Here is a 19268-nt window from a genome sequence, read left to right as displayed (position 1 = left end):
TCAAAAAAGACCACGCCAGATCTATGGCGCATGTCCAATGATACCGCGCTTGCCTATAGGTTGCGTGCCCGGTAGACCTTGGTGCTGATGGCGCAGCTGACAGCGCCAAGGACGACCGTTGCCAGCGCGGCAATTCCTGCGCACAGGAAGCCAAGAACGGAAGGATCGGGATTCGCCCCGGCAATCATCGACATGAGCTGGTTGCTGATGGGGTTGAATGAGTTTAGCGTGACCATGATAAGGCACATGTATAGAGCGTACAGACCAACGGATAGGCGTTGCGCCTTCATGTGTTCAAATCGAAAGAACAGAGGCAGTACCAAAAACACCGCCATGAGGGAGAAAAGCATCGATATTGCCGAGGCGATTGCGGTCTCAAAGACGGTCTCTCCCGTGGAGGGGATACCCACGCTGTTTAAGATCGGGATGGCGACGATACTCAACAGCACGGCCGCGCACGTCATGATGACCGAGAAAATAGTGATGCACAGGTAGCGTGCGCTGACGATGTCTTTGCGTGAGATGGGCAGCGTTGCCCGATAGCGCTCCCATCCGTTTTGGTTGTCGAGCCCGGCCAGCGACGTCATGGCCATGATAGGCGACATGGCACTGATCGCGAAGGCGCCGGCGGCGCTCATATCGGAATCACCATTCGATGCCCTGACGGCGGTCAGCACGACGAAGATGAACAGGCCGACGCCCGCAATGCTCGGGATGAGCGTGCGAGCGATGGCGAGCTCGGACATAAAGGCGCGTTTCATTTCGAAGCCCCTTTCAGCGTGAGGCGAAGATAGTCGTCAATGGTTGCCCGATCGCAGGGAATCTCGGGAAAGGCCTCGAGCGTTTCGCGACGGTTGGGCACGAGCACGTCCACGCTATAGGCGTGGTGGGCGGCACGGGCACCTTCGACGCAAGCCATAAGCTCGGCGGCCTGCGCTTGGGTGCAGTGGGCGATGCCGGCTCGGTCGGTAATGTCCTCGCGCGGCAGGTCAAACACAATCGAGCCGTTATCGATGCAGATGACGCGGTCGGCGGCGCGATCGAGGTCGGACGTAATGTGGCTCGATAGCAGCACGCTGTGCTGGCCGTCGGCGACAAAAGCAAGCAGCTCATCGAGCAGTTCCTCGCGCGCCATGGGATCGAGGCCCGCGGTGGCTTCGTCCAAAACGAGCAGCTTGGCATTGTGGCTGAGTGCACAGGCAAGCTGCAGTTTCATGCCCATGCCGCGGGAGAGGTCCTTGACCTTTGTCTTGGGATCGAGGCCAAATCGGTTGATGAATCCGGCGAACGTTTCGCGGTCCCACGTGGGGTACGCCGGTCCTACGAGTGCCTCGATCTGGCCCACCTTGAGCGTTGAAGGGAAGGGACATGTGTCCAGGACGAGACCGACGCGGGAGCGCAGGCAGCGCTGTGTCTCATCGGGCGCGTCGGCGCCACAGCGCTGCCCAAACAGGCGTACCTCGCCGGCATCGAGCTTGATAAGCCCGAGCGCGGCGCGAATGGTCGTTGTCTTGCCGGCACCGTTAGCGCCCACAAAGCCAACAATCTGGCCGGGTTCCACGGCGAGCGTGACGTCGCGCAGTGAAAAGCGGTCGCTCACGCGGCGCGATACACCTTTGAGTTCTAGCAACTTTTGCATGGTATAGCCTTTCTTGCAGATGGCTACTGCATGGTTTCGGGGGCTACAAGGTCGAGCATCTCGTGCAGCTTGTCGCGCGTGACGCCCAGGGCTTCGGCTTGTTCTGCCGCCTGCGTAAGCAGCTCTTCGATATGGCAGAGCTGGTTTTCACGCAAGAGTTCTTTGTTGCCGTCGGCAACAAAGCAGCCCTTGCCCTGCACGGTACAGATAAACCCGAGCTGCTCCAGATCGGCGTAGGCGCGCTTGGTGGTGATGACGCTCACGCCCAGGTCGCTCGCGAGTGCGCGGATGCTGGGGAGTTTGGCTCCCGCGGCGAGCGTGCCCGAAAGGATTTGAGCTTTGACCTGCGAGGATATCTGCTCGTAGATGGGCTTGTCGCTCGAATTGGATAGGATAATGTCCACAGCGGCTCCTTAGCTGTTGGGCTACACGTGTATATAACCGGTAAGCACAGTATATATACGCTATGCACAGTTACGCAAGAGACAAATTCGGATTAAGCCGGCTACCCAGACCCCAACTGATGAATTTGTCCTGATAGGTGCCCTATGGCGAGGTTTCACGGCTACAATAGGGCAGTTACATCGACGTAATGCATATAGAACGCAAGAAAGGATCCGCATGGCAAGCCTGTCGGATGAAATCTCGTCGCGCCGCACATTCGCGATCATCAGCCACCCGGATGCCGGTAAGACTACGCTTACCGAGAAGCTGCTGCTCTATACCGGCAGCATTCAGACCGCCGGCTCGGTCAAGGGCAAGAGCTCGGCCAAGCATGCCGTCTCGGACTGGATGGACATCGAGAAGGAGCGCGGTATTTCCGTTACCTCCTCGGTGCTGCAGTTCACCTATAACGGCGCCTGCGTCAACATCCTCGATACCCCCGGCCACCAGGACTTCTCGGAGGATACCTACCGTACGCTTATGGCCGCCGACGCCGCGGTCATGGTTATCGACGGCGCCAAAGGCGTCGAGGCCCAGACCAAAAAGCTCTTTAAGGTCTGTACGCTGCGCCACATTCCCATCTTCACCTTTGTGAACAAGCTCGACCACGAGGCTCGTGACCCGTTTGAGCTCATGGAAGAGATCGAGAACGTCCTGGGTATCAATACGTATCCCATGAACTGGCCGATCGGCAGCGGCCGCAACTTCCGCGGCGTGTTCGACCGTCAGACCCGTCGCGTTATCGCCTTTGAGGGCGACGGCCACGCCAACGCCACCAAGAAGGTCGCCGAGGTCGAGGCCGAACTGGGCGATCCTTCTATGGACGAGCTCATCGGCGAGGAAAACCATAAGAACCTGATGGACGACATCGAGCTGCTCGATGGCGCTGGCGACGAGCTCGACTTGGATGCTGTGGCCTGCGGCAAGCTGAGCCCGGCGTTCTTTGGCTCGGCGCTCACCAACTTTGGCGTGGAGCCCTTCCTCAAGGAGTTCCTGCGTCTGGCCCCGACGCCGCGCGCCTATACCGATACGCTCACCACCGAGCCGGTCGATCCCTGCCGCGACGACTTTAGCGGCTTCGTGTTTAAGATCCAGGCCAACATGGACAAGAACCACCGCGACCGCATCGCCTTTGTGCGCATTTGCTCGGGCAAGTTCGAGCGCGGCATGGACGCCTTCCACGTGCAGGGCAACCGCAAGCTCAAGCTTGCCACGGGCACGTCGATGATGGCCGATGACCGCGCCATCGTGGACGAGGCGTACGCGGGCGATATCGTGGGCCTGTTCGACCCGGGTATCTTTAGCATCGGTGACACCGTGTGCTCCGGCAAGCGCCACGTGCAGTATCCGCAGATCCCGACGTTTGCCCCCGAGATGTTCGCCCGCATTACGCAGGTCGACACGCTCAAGCGCAAGCAGTTCGTCAAGGGCATGGAGGAGCTTGCCCAGGAGGGTGCCATCCAGATCTTCCGCGAGCTGGGTGCCGGCATGGAGAGCGTCATCGTGGGTGTGGTCGGCGTGCTGCAGTTTGAGGTGCTCGAGCGCCGCCTCAAGGCTGAGTACCGTGTTGAGGTTCGTCGCCAGCCGCTGCCCTATACGGACATCCGCTGGATCCAGAACGACCCCGACACTATCGATATCCCGGGCCTTTCGCTCACGCGCGACACCCTGCGCGTCGAGGACATGCGCGGCGGCAAGCTGCTGCTGTTTACGAGCCCGTGGAACGTGGACTGGGCAACCGACCACAACCCCGATCTTATCCTGTCGGAGTTTGGCAACGTAGCGTTTTAGTGTGCCGGCGCGGTGGCCTGGCGGGGCTGCCGCGCCGTTTGCTTGCCTGATGCCGTGTGAGCGGCTATCATACCCACCGTCGTCTCAAGACCGGGGCGTCCGAGCAGTTCGGGTCCGATATCCTGCTCGTTAAACCTAAAACCAAAGGAGTACATAATGATCAAGAAGGTCATGGAGGACTACAAGGTCCTGTTGCGGAGCATTCCCGCGGCAACGGTTTCGCTGTTTTTCGTGAGCGTCATCATGATGAACCTGCTGGCCAACAAAGAGCTCATCAGTCTGCCGTATCTGGCGCTCGATTGCGGCTTTGTGGTGAGCTGGGTTTCGTTTTTGTGCCAGGACATGATCTGCAAGCGCTTTGGCGCCAAGGCATCCATCAAAATCTCTATCCTCGCGCTGCTGGTCAACCTGGCCGTGAGCCTGTGCTTTTGGGCATGTTCGCTCACGCCCGGCATGTGGGGCGCTTACTACGACACGGGCATGATCGAGGTCAACACCGCCCTTAACGCCACCATCGGCGGCACCTGGTACGTGGTGCTGGGCTCTTCGCTTGCCATGCTCGTTTCTGCCGTGGTTAACTCCACGCTCAACCAGTCGCTCGGCCGTATGCTCAAGAAGAATAACTTTGCGAGCTTTGCCTTCCGTTCCTATGTGTCCACGGGTGTTGGCCAGTTTATCGACAACCTGGTCTTTGCCATCGTGGTGAGCCACACGTTCTTTGGTTGGACCTGGGTGCAGGTCCTCATGTGCTCGCTGACCGGCGCTGTTGCCGAGCTGCTATGCGAGGTCTTCCTGAGCCCCGTGGGCTACAAGGTCGTGCGCGGCTGGGAGCGCGAGAATGTGGGTTCCGAGTACCTCGAGCGCCACGCAACCGCCTAAGGAGCAAGTATGCGGGTTTTGATCACGGGCACTTCGGGCGGTATCGGAGCCGCGTGCGTGCAGCGCTTTTTGGATGAGGGCCACGAGGTCGTGGGCTTTGATCTTTTGCCGGCGACGATCGAACACGAGCGCTACCGCCATCTGATCGTTGATGTTCGCGAGCCGGACTCGTTTCCAGGCGACCTTGAGCCTCAGGTAATCGTGAACGTTGCCGGTACGCAGGATTCGGCCGACGACATTGCCGCCAACCTGTGTGGCACCATCAACGTGACCGAGCGCTACGCCTTTGTGGGGGAGGGGCTTGCCGCCAAGCCTGCGCCGGCTATCAAATCCGTGGTCAATGTGGGGTCGGCGAGCGGACATACGGGATCGGAGTTTCCCGCCTATGCCGCCAGCAAGGGCGGTGTTATCGCCTACACCAAGAACCTTGCAAACCGCCTGGCACCGCAGGCCATCGCCAACAGTGTGGACCCGGGCGGCGTTATAACGCCGCTCAACCGTTGCGTGATGGAAGACGAACACCTGTGGAACCAGATTATGGAGCTCACGCCGCTTAAACGCTGGGCCACCGCCCAAGAGATCGCCGAGTGGATCTACTTTGTGGGCGTGACCAACCGGTTTATGACCGGGCAGAGCCTGTTGATCGATGGCGGCGAGGCCGGCCGCACGCAATTTATTTGGCCCGAATAGGAAACGCGCCCGATGGAAAGCCGTCGGGCGCGTTTTTGATGTATCGATTTTTAGCCGAGGCAAGCCCAGTTGACGGGGGTCGAGCCGTGCTGTTCGAGTAGCCGATTGGCAGCAGAGAAGGGGCGCGACCCCATAAAGGCGGGGAGTTCTGCCGTGGCACGGTTGGCCGAAAGCGGCGAGGGGTGCGTGGATGCCAGGCAGAACTTGCCGGTTGCCTTGCCCGCGCCGGTCGCGGCGAGCTTACCATCGACCATCTGCTGGGCAAAGCGGCCCCATGCCAAAAAGACGACCGGTTGGGGCAGCTGACAGCAGCGTTCGATAATGTAGTCGGTGAGCGTGCTCCAGCCCAGTTTGGCGTGCGAGTTCGCGGCATGCTCGCGCACGGTGAGCGTAGTGTTGAGGAGCAGGACGCCCTGTTGTGCCCAGGGGGTTAGGTCTCCCGTGGCGGGAATGGGGCAGCCCAGATCGGCTTTGAGTTCCTTATAGATGTTGCGCAGACTCGGCGGCAACTTGGTTTGCGTCGCGGGGACCGAGAACGACAACCCCATGGCCTGGTTGGGTCCGTGATAAGGGTCTTGACCCAAGATGACAACTTTGACCTGGTCGGCCGGCGTGTAGGCGAGGGCATTGAGGATGTCGTCTTGTGCCGGGTAGATGGTTTGCTTGGCACGCAAAAGGGCGATGCGCTCGAGCAGCTGGTTCGTAGTTTCACGTACCGGCCGCGGCGCATCGCTCAACCAAGTTGCTATGTTGCGGTCGCGGGTTGCGGTGTCCATGGGGCTCCTTTATGGCAGATGCTCTGTTGACATCTATTGTAAAGGCGTCTGGAGATCTTTATGCCGCGGCTGCATAAGGAGTGGGGTCTACGAGACGTGCTCGGGCGCTCCTGCCATGCGGGCCTGTCCATGTGCACGAAGGCGCGGAAGCTCGACGGTTGCCACCATGACGCCGGTGAGGATGAGGGCGGCGCCAAAGAAGGCGATGGGACTCAGGACCTCGCCGACCAGGAAGAACGAGAAGACGGCGGAGCAGACCGGCTCGAGCGAGAAGGCGAAGCCGGTAGTCTCGGCGGGCACGTGGGGCTGCACGAGCGTCTGGGTGATAAAGCCGTAGGCAGAGCAGATGAGTGCGAGGGCAACGACGACCACGATCTCGCTGGGCGTACTGGGAAGCGTGAAGCCGCCAAAGGTGAATGCGGCGATGCCCGAGAACAAGCCGCCAAAGCCCAGCTGCCAAACGCCCAGAGCAAGCGGATCGACTTCTTCGACAAACCGCTTGGCGACAATGATGTGTCCAGCGTAGATAAAGGCGGAGAGCAGCATGATGAGCGCGCCCGGGTTCAGGCTAGTGAAGTCGGCGCCCGAGAGCAGCAGCATGCCGCAGGTGACGATGGCCGTGCCGATGAGCACCTTGCGCTCGGGGGCGCGACGCAGCAGGGCGGCGTTGGCAAACGGCACGATCACGACCGTCAGGCTCTGCAAAAAGCCGGCGGTGGAGGCGGAGGTGAGGCTGGAGCCCAGGCACATGCAGGTGAGCTCGGTTGCCATAATGGCGCCGATGATGGCGGCGCGGACCATAAGGTTACGGTTGATGCGCAACGCGTGCTTGTGGAAGAGCAGCAGGCAAGCCGCAAAGGCGATGATGCAGCGCAGCGCGACGATGCTCGTGGCGTTCATGCTGTCCATGCCGATCTTCATAAGGGGATACGAAAAGCCCCATGCGACGGGAACGGAAAATGAGAGCGCGATTGCTTTTTTGCGATCCATGGGACTCCTTTTGTTACAGAACGGTTTCGCAAAAAGGATTCTGCTCTCAGATGTGGATGTAGTAAAGCGAATGTATCTTCAGTATGATTAAGAAATACTAATGCTGCAGAAAAGCCCTGGCAAAACGTTTTACAGCTATATCGAGGTGGAGGCACGATGGCATCGCGGTATCAGATTGTTTGTATGGTGGTCGATCGCGGCAGTCTTAAGGGCGCGGCGGACGAGCTGGGCTATACACAAAGCGCGGTGAGCCAGGCCGTCAAGGCACTCGAGCGCGAGCTGGGTACCACGCTTATCGAGCGCGGTAAGCAGGGCGTTTCGCTTACGCGCGACGGTAAACAATATCTGCCGTACCTGCGCCAGATTGTGACTGCCGAGGCTGAGCTCGAGGGCAAGCGCCAGGAGCTGCTGGGGCTTTCGTCGACCGATATTCGCATCGCGACGTTTACCAACGTGAGTCGAACCGTGTTACCGCGCGTGATCCGCGACTTTGGGGCGCTGCACCCGGGCGTACGTTTTACCCTCAAGCAGGGCGACTACACGCGCAACGCCCAATGGGTGCACGACGGCGTAGTGGATTTTTGCTTTACGGCACGTGGGTTTACCGCAGGGCTCGAGAAGCGCGTGGTCTATCACGACGAGTTGGTGGCACTGTTGCCTGTCGCGCATCCGCTGGCGGCAAAGGAAAAGGTGACGCTCGCCGACCTGGCTTCCGAGCCGTTTGTGCTTCTGGATGAGGGCGAACAGAGCCTGGTGCTCGATGCATTCGCGGCGCATGGCCTGTCGCCGCATGTGACGAGCGAGGTCACCGATGACTACACCATCATGGCGATGGTGGAGGAGGGCCTAGGCGTGAGTATGCTATATCGCCGTACTGTGGAGGGAATGCGAGCCGATATTCGCGTGCGTCCCATCGTGCATGCCCCCTCGCGCGACGTGGTGGCCGCCTGGCGCAGCTGGGACACCATGCCCATCGCCACGAGGCGCTTTATCGACTATATGAGCTCGCATATTGTCAATTAATGACTGGCGTGGCGTTGGGTGCGGTGTTTAGCGGGCTGTCGCTTTGGCTTGGGTGGCGCGATAGGTGCGTGCCGGGTGGCAAAGTAGCACCGCCACAACCATAAAGAACGCCGTGGTGCCCAGGCTGATGGGGTAGACCATCATGATGTTCGCAAAGGTGCGGAAGTGCGGGAACACGCAGAACACCCAATAGAAGCGGATGCCGCAGACGCAGATCGTGGTGATGAGGGCGGGCGTGAGCGAGATACCAAAGCCGCGCAGGTAGCCGGACATGTTTTCGTAGAACATGCTAAAGGCGTACGCCGGGAAGATCGAACATACGCGGATATAGCCGATCGAGACGATGTTGGGATCGCTGTTAAAGAGCGACAAGATCTCGCGCCCCAGGCCGACAATAACGATGATCGTGGTGAGTGCAACGATACCGCCTTCGACCAGGCAGACCTTGAGCGTTTTGGTGCAGCGGTCGATCTGGCGGGCACCGTGGTTTTGTCCCACAAAGGTGGTGCAAGCCTGGCTAAAGCTGTTGAGCAGGTTGTAGCACACGTACTCCAGGCTCATGGCGGCGCTCGATGCCGCCATGACCTCGGTGCCCAGGCTGTTGATGGCAGACTGGATGATGATGTTGGCGACGGCAAAGACGGCGCTTTGGATGCCGGCGGGCAGGCCAATCTTGACGATGCGCTTGAGGGCGACGGGGTCGATAGCTAGGTCGCGTAGGGTGACGCGGACGACGGAGTCGGTCTTGAGCAGGCGGATAAAGAGCGTAGCGGCGCTGACGGTGTAGGCGATGGCGGTGGCGATGGCGACGCCCGCGACACCCCAGTGGAGTACGGGGACAAAGATGAGGTCCAGGCCAATGTTGAGGACGGTGGACACGGCAAGCGCCTGCAGCGGCATACGGGTGATGCCGACGGAGCGGAAGATCGCGGCCTCAAAGTTGTAGAGCAAAATCGAGGGCATGCTGAGCAAAAAGACGCGTAGATAGAGTGAGGCGAGCGGCATGGTCTCGGCGGGAACGTTGAGCGCGGCGAGCATGGGCTCGGCAAAGATCTCGCCCAGAGCGATGACGACAAAGCCCACGAGTGCCATTAAAATCGAGGTATGGACGGCGCGTTTGACCATGTTTTGATCGTTGCGGCCGATAGCGTTGGCGATGACCACGTTGGAGCCAAGCGACATGCCAATAAACAGGTTGAGCATAAGACTGGTAAGCGGAACATTGGAGCCGACCGCCGCCATGGCGAGGGTTCCCTGGTCGCCCGAGAAGTTACCGATAATGACCGTGGCGATGAGGTTCGACAGCTGCTCCAAGATGCTCGTGGCGGCCACGGGGAAGGCGAACAGGGGAATATTGCGCCACAGCGATCCGGTGGTCATGTCAATATGCTTAGATACGGTATCAGCCATACGCTCTCAATCTCTAACGTGCTATATCGTGCTTATTTGCGCAGACGATGATACTCCTAATCGACTAGTCGTTGGGGGCGTTCTTAAACGACTAGTCATTCAAGAACGTCCCCAATGACTAGGCGGGGAAGGCGTGCGACAATGGTGGGCGTTGTGTTGTTCGCGCTAAGGAGTTGCCATGTTGTTGTGTCCCGTTTGCCATGAGCCGTTGGTGGACGACGAGCGCGGTGCTGCATGCGCGGGCGGACACCGGTTTGACCGTGCGCGCGAGGGCTATCTATATCTGCTGCGCTCGTCCAAGAGCGGCGACTCCATGGGTGATCCCAAGTCGCAGGCGCGCAGCCGTCGTGACTTTCTGAACTGCGGTTACTATGCACCGTTGCGCGATGCGATGGTTGAACTGGTACGCAAGCAGGTGTCTGGGCGTGCCGCGACTACGAACGGCCCCATGACGCTGCTCGATATATGCTGCGGCGAGGGTTACTACACCAGCGCCATGGGCGCGGTGCCGGGCGTGGATGCTTACGGTTTCGACCTGGGCAAAGAGATGGTGCGCCTTGCCGCCAAGCGCGGCGATGCGACCTACTTCGTGGCCAACATGAAGGACATCCCCGTGGCCGATGGCGCCTTCGATATGGTGACCGAGCTCTTCGCTCCCTTTAACGAGCGTGAGTTTGCCCGCGTGCTGGCGCCAGAGGGCTCGCTCTATACCGTGGTGCCGGGTGCCCGTCATCTCTTTGGGCTTAAAGAGGTGCTCTACGACACACCGTACCTTAACGATGAGAAGCTGCCGAAGACCACCGAGCTCGAGTTAGTCGGAACGCAGCGGGTGTCTGCGAACATTACGCTCCAGACCCAGGCTGACATCGAGGCGGTGTTCCAGATGACGCCGTACTACTACCGCACGCGCCCTGCCGACAAAGAGCGCCTGGCAAACTTGGACACCCTTCAAACCGATATTGACTTCATCATCGCCGAGTACCGCCACAGCTAACCTGCCAAAAAGGGACAGGTTTATTTTGGCAGGTTTTATCTGGGCAAACGTAAAGGGCCGACCGCGGAGATGCGCGATCGGCCCTTTTTAGTTGCTTGGCTGCAGAGGTTATGAGACGCGAGCGCTTACAGGCGGTCCTTGTTCTCGGCCTTAACGGCGTGTGCCTGCTGAACAAAGAACAGGTCGTACACCACGATGACAAAGGCGCCATAGTTGATGGCGTCGCCGCCAAACGCGGGAAGCGTGAGCACCGCTTGGGCAAGCGTGGCGACCGCGGCAACAATACCGAGCTTAAACGCGCCGTCCACCTGCGAAGGCTTGTTGGCGCCCTTGATACCGGCGACGCCTGCGGCAAGGTCGACGAGACCCTTGGCGATAAGCACGACCGCTGCGAGCGTGGCGTACGAACCGTACATGGAATCGAGACCGCCCGTGGCGATACCGACGCCGGCGGTGACGAGGCTGGCGATGCCCAAAACAAAGTAGATGAGAGCAAGGATTTTGAGAGTCTTGCGAGTGAAGCTCATGGCTGGTCCTTTCGATACGGGTACGGCCGGTCTGGCGTAGCCCATGTGCTGTACATATGGTGAAGCACATTGTAGTTCAACGCGGCGATGCATGCGCCTGAAAGCGCTTTGAGCCCGCGCGGCCCAACCCAACCTTTCAAAAAGGAAAGCTGGACGTAAGCCAAATCGATGGCAGCTCATGTGCGGCGCTGAGATGATGAGGCCGTAACAAGGAGTTGGTCTCAAGGAGGAGCCATGATGTACGGAGCCGGGCAAGTGCGTGAGCCGCGGTCGTTGGGAAGGCGCATGGGTGATTCTGTGATCGCTGCCGTGTGCACGGGATTGATGGCGGTGCTTTGCATTGGGATGCTGTGGGCCATGTCGCATGTGGGACAATAGCGGACGGTTGGGTGCTGGCATAAACGGCGCCCACGTATTCGTTTTGCTTGCTAAGGAGTACCCATGGGCGTCGTCGATCCCTTTTCTGTTGCTCGGGCCGCGGGGCTTGAGCTGACCGGGAAGTCCGAGGGCCTCACGCTCACCGACGGCACGATGGAGCTGCGCGCCGATTTTGGCCGCATGCTTCCACGACTCAAGCAGGGCCGTTTGCAGCAAGAGCTACTGGTGAAGGCTGCGCGCACAAAAGGCATCGAGCAACCATGGGCGATTGATGCCACGGCGGGCTTTGGCGAGGATTCGCTGCTGTTGGCGGCTGCGGGCTTTACCGTCGACCTGTATGAACAGGATTGCGTGATCGCGGCACTTCTCAAGGATGCTTTGGATCGCGCGGCAGATGATCCGGCGCTTGCGGCTGCCGTGGCTCGCATGTGCCTTCATGCGGGCGAGGACAGCATTGCCGGCCTTCGCCATACAGCTGAGTTGATCGGGCGGGGCGAGCTTGCCGCCCCCGACGCGGTGTACCTGGACCCCATGTTTCCCGAGCGTACCAAAAGTGCGGCGGTCAAAAAGAAGTTCCAGCTCCTACATCATCTGGAGCAGCCATGCGCCGACGAGGAATTGCTGGTCCAGGCAGCGCTTGCGGTGCATCCGCGCAAAGTCGTTATCAAGCGGCCGGTGAAGGGGCCACTGCTTGCCGGCGTTAAGCCGAGCTATCAACTTGCGGGCAAGGCCGTTCGCTACGATGTTTTGGTGCCGCCGCGCCCGTAGCTTGAGTGCGATGGTTGGCGCTCCGTCAGTGCCGTGCCGATGCGGGGTCTATTTCCAAGGGTGCGACGTCAGGTGCCAGCCGCCGCAGTATTCGCATTTGTAGCAGGCTAAGCCGCGCCGCCCGCGGTTTTCGCAGTCGGCCATAACGGCCTCGGCCTCGGCGCGCGTGTCGTAACGGTTTTTGCGTTCGCACGACTTGTAGCGCCAGGCTTCATCGCGCTCGGCGTCCAGGGCATCGCGGCGCTCGTCTTCGCGCGCAAACAGGTCGCTCATATCGCCGCCGGTGGCAGCGCCCAAAAACTCGCTTTTGGCCTTTGACCAGGCGGCTCGCTTTTTGCTCCCCATCTGCATCGCGCCCCTCTCCAAACGTTGGTATCATTGCTCAATCAAAGTGATACCAATAAACGTGAGGTCGCCGTGTGATGATCAGAAAAACCCTCGATACCGACATTCCCGCCGTCATGGCTATCTATGGCGCGGCCCGCGCCTTTATGCGTGCGCATGGCAACGCCACGCAGTGGCCCGAGGGCACGCCTTCGGCCGAGCAGCTGGCTGCCGATATTGCCGCCGGTGGCAGCTATGTGTGCGAAGTCGACGGTCGCGTGGTGGCGACGTTTGCCTTTTTGCCGGGTCCGGACGAGTGCTATGACGTAATTGAGGACGGGCAATGGCGCAGCGATACCCCGTACGCCGTGTTGCACCGTGTGGCATCCGACGGCACCGTGCACGGTATCGCGGCTGCGATGTTTGCCTTTGCCAAAGAACGTGCCGATCACTTGCGCATCGATACGCACCAGGACAACCTGCCCATGCAGGGCGCCATCGCCAAGGCCGGGTTTAAGCGCGCCGGTATCGTATATGTGTCGGACGGTACGCCGCGCGTCGCGTTTGATTGGCTGCGCGAGGCATAAAGGCCGAGTCACATACCAGCGTTTCACCGAAATGAAAATGGCCCCGAGTGGGGCCATTTTTGGTAAAACGCGTTGTTGTGGGGCTTGCGTTGTTATCGCCCCAGATGAGCCCGGGCAGACAAAAAGGGGAGGTGCCGGCTTTCGCAAGGCGCGAACCTACGAAAAACGCCGCGCGGCAACGCGGGGCGATGAGCTCGGTCGGGGGATAGGGCCCGCTTCGCCCGCCGGCCCGTAAATTGTATCATCCAGTGTGGAGCGTGAGCGCCCGTTGCCGCGTGCGATGGGCTTGTAATAAGAGGAGAGCCATGTCGAAGCAAGCGGTCGTTGGAATCTTGGCGCATGTCGATGCCGGCAAGACCACGCTGGCCGAGGCCATGCTGTTCAACGCGGGTCGCATTCGCAAGCGCGGGCGCGTGGACGATGGCGATTCGCATCTGGACACTAACGCGATCGAGCGCGAGCGCGGCATTACGATCTTCTCGTCGCAGGCCGTGCTCGACCATGGCGATACCCGCGTCATGCTTGTGGATGCGCCCGGCCACGTCGATTTTTCGGCCGAGGCGGAGCGCACGCTGCGCGCGCTCGACTATGCGATTTTGGTTGTGGGTGCCAACGACGGCGTGCAGGGGCACACCGAAACCCTGTGGCGCCTGCTTGCGCGCTATGACATTCCGACGTTCATCTTTATCAACAAGATCGATTTGGAGAATCCCGGCCGCGATGTTTTGCTGGCACAACTTGGGCAACGTCTTTCCGAGGGCTGCCTGGATGCCAACGAACTGCTGGCGGGCGGCGCCGTTCAGGAGGACACTGCTGCGTTGGACGAGGCGGCACTCGAGGAGTTTCTTGAGGCGGGTGAGCTTTCTGTCGCAACGCTGTCACGCATGGTTGCCGAGCGCAAGCTCTTTCCCTGCTTTGCCGGCTCGGCACTCAAGGACCAAGGCGTGGACGAGCTGCTGGATGGCATATGCGCGCTGATGCGCGAACAGGCATGGCGCTCGGAGTTTGCCGCCCGCGTCTACCGCGTGAGCCGCGGGGATCGCGGCGAGCGCTTGGCATGGGTTAAAGTGACCGGCGGCACGCTGCATGCCAAACAGATGATTAACGGACGTTCCGGTGCCGAGGCATGGGAGCAGAAGGTCGATCAGCTACGCATCTATAACGGCGAGAAGTATGAGCTTGCCCAAGAAGTTGCCGCTGGCGGCATCTGCGCCGTGACGGGTCTTGCGCACGTTCGCCCAGGGGACGCCCTGGGCGCGGAGCCCGCGGGCGATGCGCCCGTCATTGCGCCGGTCCTCACCTATACGGTGCTGCCGAACGAGCACGATGTCCATACGGTGTTCAAGGCACTGACTGAGTTGGCGGACGAGGATCCCATGCTCGGCGTAAGCTGGAATACGCATCTTGAGCAGATTCATTTGCAGTTGATGGGCGCCGTGCAACTCGAGGTCGTACAGCGGGTGTTGGCAGATCGCTTTGGCCTTTCGGTTGCGTTTGAGTCTGGCGGCATTCTCTATAAGGAGACTATTTCGCAGCCGGTCGAGGGCGTGGGCCACTTTGAGCCGCTGCGCCACTATGCCGAGGTGCATCTACGCCTGGAGCCGTTGCCAGCGGGTTCGGGCGTGCAGTTTGGTACCGTGACCTCGACCGACGAGCTCGATCTTAACTGGCAGCGTTTGGCACTCACCAACGCCATGGAGCGCGATCACCTGGGCGTGCTGACCGGCTCGCCCATCACCGATGTGCGCATTACGCTCACGGGCGGCCGTGCGCATGCCAAACATACCGAGGGCGGCGATTTTCGCCAGGCCACGTACCGCGCGATTCGCCAGGGTTTGATGCAGGCGCGCGAGGCCGGCGCGGCGGTGCTGTTGGAGCCGTGGTATCGCTTTGAGCTCGAGGTGCCGGGGGAGTGCGTGGGTCGGGCGCTCTCGGATGCCACGCGCATGGGTGCCGAGTACGAGCCGCCGACGATGACAGGCGACCGGGCGAAGCTTGTGGGTCGTGTACCGGCATCAGAGGTGCAGGATTACGCGCTGGAGGTGGCTGCCTACACGAGTGGTCGTGGGCATCTGTACCTGGAGTTCGCCGGCTATGCGGCATGCCATGATGCCGAGCGCGTAATCGAGACGGCCGCCTATGAGCCCGAGGCCGATCTGCCCAACACGCCCGATTCGGTCTTTTGCTCTCACGGCGCCGGTTACACGGTCAAATGGTACGACGTACCCGCCGCGGCGCACGTAAAGATCGATCCCGCTACCTTTCGCCCCTGGCGAGCGGCAGACGCAGAGTTCTTCGGCCATAGGTGACAAAGGGACAGTTCCTTTGTCACCTGTTGTTGGTATAACTCGGTATAAGTTGGTATAACTATAGGCAGCGTTTGCCAATCCGAGGAGGCCGACATGAATCCAAATCCCTTTAAGCCCACGGCTGGCAAGCGGCCTCCGATACTCATCGGTCGAGAGTCGGTCATCGAAGATTTTGAGGAAGGACTCGACAACGGCGCCGGAGCGCCGGGCAGGCTCATGCTCATTACGGGAAACCGCGGCTGCGGCAAGACGGTTCTCCTGCGGGAGCTGCAACGTCTCGCCAGCGAGCGCGGATGGGCGGTTGTCTCCGATTCCGCTTCGCTTGGCTTGTGCGACCGCCTGGCCGACGCGCTTCGCTCGAATAAACCCGTTGTGACGTCAATGGAGTTTGGGCCGTCGTTTGGGCGGATGTCGGTCGAGGCGGCGCGAGCAAAGGGCGAGACGTTGCGAGGGCTGGTCAACGAGCGCCTCAAGAAGCTCGGTCCAGGCAAGGGCATACTGTTTGCGATTGACGAGGCTCAATCTGCGTCTATCGAGGAGCTGGCGGCTCTTGCCGTTCTCTATCAGCAGGTGCTCGGAGACCAGGATGCCACGGGCTTGTCCGATAGCGACCAGCGCGGCCTTGCGCTTGTTTTTGCCGGCTTACCCAGTATGGTTGACGATCTGCTCGAAGAGCCGAGCGTGACGTTTTTGCGGCGTGCCCAGCAGCGTACGCTGGGGGCGATATCTTTGCCCAAGGTGCGCGATTCGTATATCCAGACGGTCAAAGACGCTGGTCTTTACGTTGACGCGGAGACGGCGGACCATGCGGCGCGCAAAAGCATGGGGCATCCCTATATGGTTCAGCTGGTGGGCTATTACATGTGGCGGTCTGCTGTCCGGCGTGGCTCGCAGGTCATTGAAGTGTACGATGTCGAGGCTGGCTGCGCCGATGCCGTCTCCGAGTTCTACGAAGCGGTCGACGCGCCCCTGTATTACGGGCTGCGTAGCCCGCAGCGCCTATTTATCGAGGCCATGGCGGTTGACGAGGGTAAACCGACGCGCATGGCGGACATCATTGAGCGCTGCGATCGCACTCAGAGCTGGGCGAGTAAATATCGCGCAAGCCTGATTCGCGAGCGCGTCATCGAGGCTGCCGGATACGGCCTCGTCCGGTTTACCGTGCCCATGCTGGGCGCGTACATTCGCGATCGAGTTTTATGGCACGAGTAGGGTGATAAAGATGACGGAACAGAAGATGAGTCCGCAGACTATCGAGGTGCGTGGCGCGCGCGTCCATAACCTCAAGGACATCGATATCGATATTCCGCTGGGAAAGCTCGTGGGTATTGCCGGCGTGTCGGGTTCGGGCAAGAGTTCGCTGGCGCTGGGGGTTCTTTATGCCGAGGGCTCGCGACGTTACCTGGAGGCGCTCAGCACCTATACCCGCCGCCGTCTGACACAGGCCGAACACGCCCAGGTGGACGAAGTGCTGCACGTGCCGGCGGCGCTCGCACTGCATCAGCGCCCCAGCGTGCCGGGCGTGCGCTCGACCTTTGGTACCATGACCGAGCTCAACAACAGCCTGCGTCTGCTCTTTAGCCGTTGCGCCCATCATGTGTGCCCGCATTGCGGGGCGCGTGTAGAGCCGAGCCTTAACGTGGCTGCGGGCCTGTCGCTCACGTGCCCTGCGTGCGGCCGCGAGTTCTACGCGCCGAGTGCCGAGGATTTGGCTTTCAATAGCGGTGGTGCGTGCCCTACCTGCGGCGGCACCGGTGTCATGCGCGAGGTGGACGAGGCAAGCCTGGTGCCCGACGAGTCAAAGACTATCAACGAGGGCGCGGTGCTTCCCTGGGGTACGCTCATGTGGGATCTGATGAAGCAGGTGGCAGGCGAGATGGGCGTGCGTACCGACGTGCCGTTTAACCAGCTCACGCCTCAAGAGCGCGACATCGTGTTCCATGGTTCGGCGGTTAAAAAGCACATTCTCTACGTTCCCAAAAACGGCGAGGGCGCCACGCCGCTCGACTTTACCTATTACAACGCCGTCTATACCGTTGAGAATGCGCTCGCCAAGGTTAAGGACGACAAGGGGCTTAAGCGCGTGGCTCGCTTTTTGCGTGAGGGCCCATGTCGTGATTGTGGCGGCACGCGTCTTTCCGAGGCTGCGCGCCAGCCCCAAGTGCGCGGTATCAATCTGGCGCAGGCCGCGGCCATGACGCTGGGCGAGGCGAATGAGTGGGTGCGCGGGGTGCCCGCATCCTTGCCGCCCGAGATGCGGCCCATGGCGACGGATATATGCGATTCGTTTTTGAGCGCGGCCCGTCGTCTGGTCGACCTGGGCCTCGATTACCTTTCACTCGATCGCGCCGGTGCCACGCTCTCCACGGGTGAGCGCCAGCGCGTGCAGCTTGCTCGCGTGGTGCGCAACCGATCGACAGGCGTGCTTTATGTGTTGGACGAGCCTTCGATCGGCCTGCATCCTGCCAATGTCGACGGCCTGGTAGGCGTGATGCACGATCTGGTGGATGACGGCAACACCGTGGTTGTTGTCGACCACGATACGCGCGTACTGGCGGAAGCCGACTATCTCGTCGAGATGGGCCCCGTTGCCGGAGCAGACGGCGGTAATGTGATTGCCACTGGTACGGTAGGCGAGGTCGAGCAATCGCGGGGCAGCCGCATCGCTCCGTTTTTGCGCGCAGAGCCCAAGCGCTTGCGTCCGCAGGTGACTGACGACGAGATGTTCGACCAGGGCCATATCCGCATGGCAACCGATGCCATCCATACCGTCAAGCCACTCGAAGTCGATATCCCGCGCGGTCGCTTGGTTGCGGTGACGGGCGTTTCGGGCTCGGGTAAGACGACGTTGGTGCTCGAGACGCTCATTCCGGCACTCAAGGCGCAGGCAGCCGGCGAGCGCCTGCCGGGGCACGTGCGTTGGGTCGATGCCGAGGGCATTGCCCGCGCAAATCTGATTGACGCTACGCCCATCGGCGCCAACGTGCGCTCGACGGTGGCGACTTATGCCGACATCCATGATGAGCTGCGCCGCGCCTTCGCCCGTACGCCCGAGGCCAAGGCGGCCGGCTACAAGGCGGGCGCCTTTAGCTACAACACTGGCGCCTTGCGTTGCCCTACGTGCGATGGCACGGGTTCGATATCGCTCGACGTGCAGTTTTTGCCCGATGTCGAGATCGTCTGCCCGGCATGTCGCGGCTCGCGTTATGCGGATGCGGCTTCGCATATCCATCGCGAGGGCAAGGACGGGAGCTTGCTTACGTTGCCGCAGCTCATGGACATGAGTGTGGACGAGGCCCTCGACGCCACGGTGGGACTCAAGAAGGTTCAGGCGCGCTTGCAGACCTTGCACGACCTGGGCTTGGGCTATCTCACGCTCGGTGAGCCCACGCCGGCGCTCTCGGGCGGCGAGGCACAGCGTCTTAAGCTTGCGAGCGAGATGGGCCGCGTGCAGGATGATGCCGCGTTTGTGTTTGACGAGCCCACGATCGGCCTGCATCCGCTCGATGTTCAGGTGTTGCTGAGTGTGTTCGACGGCCTCGTTGCCAAGGGCGCCACAGTTGTCGTGATCGAGCACGACCTCGACCTTATCCGTAACGCCGATTATGTGATCGACATGGGCCCGGGCGGTGGCGATGCCGGCGGGCAAATCGTCTGCGCCGGCACGCCGGGCGACATCGCAGCCTGCTCCAAGAGCATTACCGGTCGCTACCTATAACCGAATGTGACAAAGGGACAG

General features: G+C 60.8%; 18 protein-coding genes. 10 read left to right on the top strand and 8 right to left on the bottom strand.

What is annotated here, in order from left to right; all coding sequences use genetic code 11:
- Positions 1-53: 53 nt before the first annotated feature.
- From ABCN01_RS01670 to ABCN01_RS01660, 3 genes are read right to left on the bottom strand one after another with little or no spacing between them, the layout of a single operon-like run.
- Positions 54-761: an ABC-2 transporter permease gene (locus ABCN01_RS01670; protein WP_342995663.1), complete on the bottom strand. Its 708-nt coding sequence runs from the start codon at positions 759-761 to the stop codon at positions 54-56.
- Positions 758-1639, bottom strand: coding sequence for an ABC transporter ATP-binding protein (locus ABCN01_RS01665; RefSeq protein ID WP_342995662.1), 882 nt, complete (start codon positions 1637-1639; stop codon positions 758-760). The genes ABCN01_RS01670 and ABCN01_RS01665 overlap by 4 nt, the downstream gene beginning before the upstream one ends.
- A gap of 23 nt (positions 1640-1662) precedes the next feature.
- Entirely contained in the window at positions 1663-2043 is a 381-nt protein-coding gene (locus ABCN01_RS01660) for a GntR family transcriptional regulator (RefSeq protein ID WP_342995661.1), read from the bottom strand.
- A 217-nt stretch (positions 2044-2260) separates the two neighbouring features.
- Here ABCN01_RS01660 and ABCN01_RS01655 point away from each other — a divergent pair, with 217 nt between their 5' ends.
- The 3 genes from ABCN01_RS01655 (at position 2261) to ABCN01_RS01645 (ending at position 5443) form a co-directional block, all read left to right on the top strand.
- The gene (locus ABCN01_RS01655; RefSeq protein ID WP_342995660.1) at positions 2261-3874 is read left to right on the top strand and encodes a peptide chain release factor 3; all 1614 of its coding nucleotides are present in this window, start codon (positions 2261-2263) and stop codon (positions 3872-3874) included.
- A 156-nt stretch (positions 3875-4030) separates the two neighbouring features.
- A complete protein-coding gene (locus ABCN01_RS01650) occupies positions 4031-4753 on the top strand; it encodes a VUT family protein (RefSeq protein ID WP_022093974.1) in 723 nt (240 codons plus the stop codon).
- Between the two features lie 9 nt (positions 4754-4762).
- Entirely contained in the window at positions 4763-5443 is a 681-nt protein-coding gene (locus ABCN01_RS01645) for an SDR family NAD(P)-dependent oxidoreductase (protein ID WP_342995659.1), read from the top strand.
- Between the two features lie 50 nt (positions 5444-5493).
- On the opposite strand, the gene ABCN01_RS01640 is transcribed toward ABCN01_RS01645, so the two are convergent.
- Both ABCN01_RS01640 and ABCN01_RS01635 read right to left on the bottom strand, forming a co-directional pair.
- Positions 5494-6219 (bottom strand): uracil-DNA glycosylase, encoded by a 726-nt coding sequence (locus tag ABCN01_RS01640; protein ID WP_342995658.1) that lies wholly within the window; start codon positions 6217-6219, stop codon positions 5494-5496.
- Positions 6220-6306: 87 nt separating this feature from the next.
- The gene (locus ABCN01_RS01635; protein ID WP_117769856.1) at positions 6307-7209 is read right to left on the bottom strand and encodes a DMT family transporter; all 903 of its coding nucleotides are present in this window, start codon (positions 7207-7209) and stop codon (positions 6307-6309) included.
- Between the two features lie 156 nt (positions 7210-7365).
- Between ABCN01_RS01635 and ABCN01_RS01630 the strand changes: the two genes are divergently transcribed.
- The gene (locus ABCN01_RS01630; protein ID WP_117734567.1) at positions 7366-8232 is read left to right on the top strand and encodes a LysR family transcriptional regulator; all 867 of its coding nucleotides are present in this window, start codon (positions 7366-7368) and stop codon (positions 8230-8232) included.
- Positions 8233-8259: 27 nt separating this feature from the next.
- Here ABCN01_RS01630 and ABCN01_RS01625 read toward each other — a convergent pair whose 3' ends face one another.
- Positions 8260-9642 (bottom strand): MATE family efflux transporter, encoded by a 1383-nt coding sequence (locus ABCN01_RS01625; protein ID WP_342995656.1) that lies wholly within the window; start codon positions 9640-9642, stop codon positions 8260-8262.
- A 178-nt stretch (positions 9643-9820) separates the two neighbouring features.
- Between ABCN01_RS01625 and ABCN01_RS01620 the strand changes: the two genes are divergently transcribed.
- Positions 9821-10636 (top strand): putative RNA methyltransferase, encoded by an 816-nt coding sequence (locus ABCN01_RS01620; protein ID WP_342995655.1) that lies wholly within the window; start codon positions 9821-9823, stop codon positions 10634-10636.
- Positions 10637-10761: 125 nt separating this feature from the next.
- Here ABCN01_RS01620 and ABCN01_RS01615 read toward each other — a convergent pair whose 3' ends face one another.
- A complete protein-coding gene (locus ABCN01_RS01615) occupies positions 10762-11163 on the bottom strand; it encodes a hypothetical protein (RefSeq protein WP_342995654.1) in 402 nt (133 codons plus the stop codon).
- A 441-nt stretch (positions 11164-11604) separates the two neighbouring features.
- Here ABCN01_RS01615 and ABCN01_RS01610 point away from each other — a divergent pair, with 441 nt between their 5' ends.
- Positions 11605-12309, top strand: coding sequence for a class I SAM-dependent methyltransferase (locus ABCN01_RS01610; RefSeq protein WP_342995653.1), 705 nt, complete (start codon positions 11605-11607; stop codon positions 12307-12309).
- 48 nt (positions 12310-12357) lie between these two features.
- Here the strand turns inward: ABCN01_RS01610 and ABCN01_RS01605 are convergent, their stop codons facing one another.
- Positions 12358-12654, bottom strand: a complete 297-nt coding sequence (locus ABCN01_RS01605; protein ID WP_055310006.1) for a hypothetical protein — start codon at positions 12652-12654, stop codon at positions 12358-12360.
- A 77-nt stretch (positions 12655-12731) separates the two neighbouring features.
- On the opposite strand from ABCN01_RS01605, the gene ABCN01_RS01600 reads away from it, so the two are divergent.
- The 4 genes from ABCN01_RS01600 (at position 12732) to ABCN01_RS01585 (ending at position 19247) form a co-directional block, all read left to right on the top strand.
- Positions 12732-13220 carry a GNAT family N-acetyltransferase gene (locus ABCN01_RS01600; protein ID WP_342995652.1) on the top strand — a complete coding sequence of 163 codons (489 nt, stop codon included), beginning with the start codon at positions 12732-12734 and terminating at the stop codon, positions 13218-13220.
- Positions 13221-13525: 305 nt separating this feature from the next.
- On the top strand, positions 13526-15529 hold the full coding sequence (locus ABCN01_RS01595) for a GTP-binding protein (protein ID WP_342995651.1): 2004 nt from the start codon (positions 13526-13528) through the stop codon (positions 15527-15529).
- Positions 15530-15622: 93 nt separating this feature from the next.
- Positions 15623-16741 carry an AAA family ATPase gene (locus ABCN01_RS01590; protein ID WP_342995650.1) on the top strand — a complete coding sequence of 373 codons (1119 nt, stop codon included), beginning with the start codon at positions 15623-15625 and terminating at the stop codon, positions 16739-16741.
- A 10-nt stretch (positions 16742-16751) separates the two neighbouring features.
- Complete coding sequence (locus ABCN01_RS01585) at positions 16752-19247, top strand: excinuclease ABC subunit UvrA (protein WP_342995649.1); 2496 nt, start codon at positions 16752-16754, stop codon at positions 19245-19247.
- Positions 19248-19268: the final 21 nt, after the last annotated feature.

It is taken from the genome of Collinsella aerofaciens (genome assembly GCF_039062365.1).
Taxonomy (GTDB): Bacteria; Actinomycetota; Coriobacteriia; order Coriobacteriales; family Coriobacteriaceae; genus Collinsella.
The sequence above is the reverse complement of the archived record's forward strand: the minus strand, read 5'-3'. Positions and strand labels throughout refer to the sequence as shown.

Excerpts from the sequence above, each read along its gene's own strand:
- ABCN01_RS01620 (WP_342995655.1), top strand. The coding sequence starts at position 9,821 with ATGTTGTTGTGTCCCGTTTGCCATGAGCCGTTGGTGGACGACGAGCGC.
- ABCN01_RS01655 (WP_342995660.1), top strand. The coding sequence starts at position 2,261 with ATGGCAAGCCTGTCGGATGAAATCTCGTCGCGCCGCACATTCGCGATC.
- ABCN01_RS01595 (WP_342995651.1), top strand. The coding sequence starts at position 13,526 with ATGTCGAAGCAAGCGGTCGTTGGAATCTTGGCGCATGTCGATGCCGGC.
- ABCN01_RS01665 (WP_342995662.1), bottom strand. The coding sequence starts at position 1,639 with ATGCAAAAGTTGCTAGAACTCAAAGGTGTATCGCGCCGCGTGAGCGAC.
- ABCN01_RS01590 (WP_342995650.1), top strand. The coding sequence starts at position 15,623 with ATGAATCCAAATCCCTTTAAGCCCACGGCTGGCAAGCGGCCTCCGATA.
- ABCN01_RS01635 (WP_117769856.1), bottom strand. The coding sequence starts at position 7,209 with ATGGATCGCAAAAAAGCAATCGCGCTCTCATTTTCCGTTCCCGTCGCA.
- ABCN01_RS01645 (WP_342995659.1), top strand. The coding sequence starts at position 4,763 with ATGCGGGTTTTGATCACGGGCACTTCGGGCGGTATCGGAGCCGCGTGC.
- ABCN01_RS01650 (WP_022093974.1), top strand. The coding sequence starts at position 4,031 with ATGATCAAGAAGGTCATGGAGGACTACAAGGTCCTGTTGCGGAGCATT.
- ABCN01_RS01585 (WP_342995649.1), top strand. The coding sequence starts at position 16,752 with ATGACGGAACAGAAGATGAGTCCGCAGACTATCGAGGTGCGTGGCGCG.
- ABCN01_RS01610 (WP_342995653.1), top strand. The coding sequence starts at position 11,605 with ATGGGCGTCGTCGATCCCTTTTCTGTTGCTCGGGCCGCGGGGCTTGAG.
- ABCN01_RS01670 (WP_342995663.1), bottom strand. The coding sequence starts at position 761 with ATGAAACGCGCCTTTATGTCCGAGCTCGCCATCGCTCGCACGCTCATC.
- ABCN01_RS01600 (WP_342995652.1), top strand. The coding sequence starts at position 12,732 with ATGATCAGAAAAACCCTCGATACCGACATTCCCGCCGTCATGGCTATC.
- ABCN01_RS01625 (WP_342995656.1), bottom strand. The coding sequence starts at position 9,642 with ATGGCTGATACCGTATCTAAGCATATTGACATGACCACCGGATCGCTG.
- ABCN01_RS01630 (WP_117734567.1), top strand. The coding sequence starts at position 7,366 with ATGGCATCGCGGTATCAGATTGTTTGTATGGTGGTCGATCGCGGCAGT.
- ABCN01_RS01615 (WP_342995654.1), bottom strand. The coding sequence starts at position 11,163 with ATGAGCTTCACTCGCAAGACTCTCAAAATCCTTGCTCTCATCTACTTT.
- ABCN01_RS01605 (WP_055310006.1), bottom strand. The coding sequence starts at position 12,654 with ATGGGGAGCAAAAAGCGAGCCGCCTGGTCAAAGGCCAAAAGCGAGTTT.
- ABCN01_RS01640 (WP_342995658.1), bottom strand. The coding sequence starts at position 6,219 with ATGGACACCGCAACCCGCGACCGCAACATAGCAACTTGGTTGAGCGAT.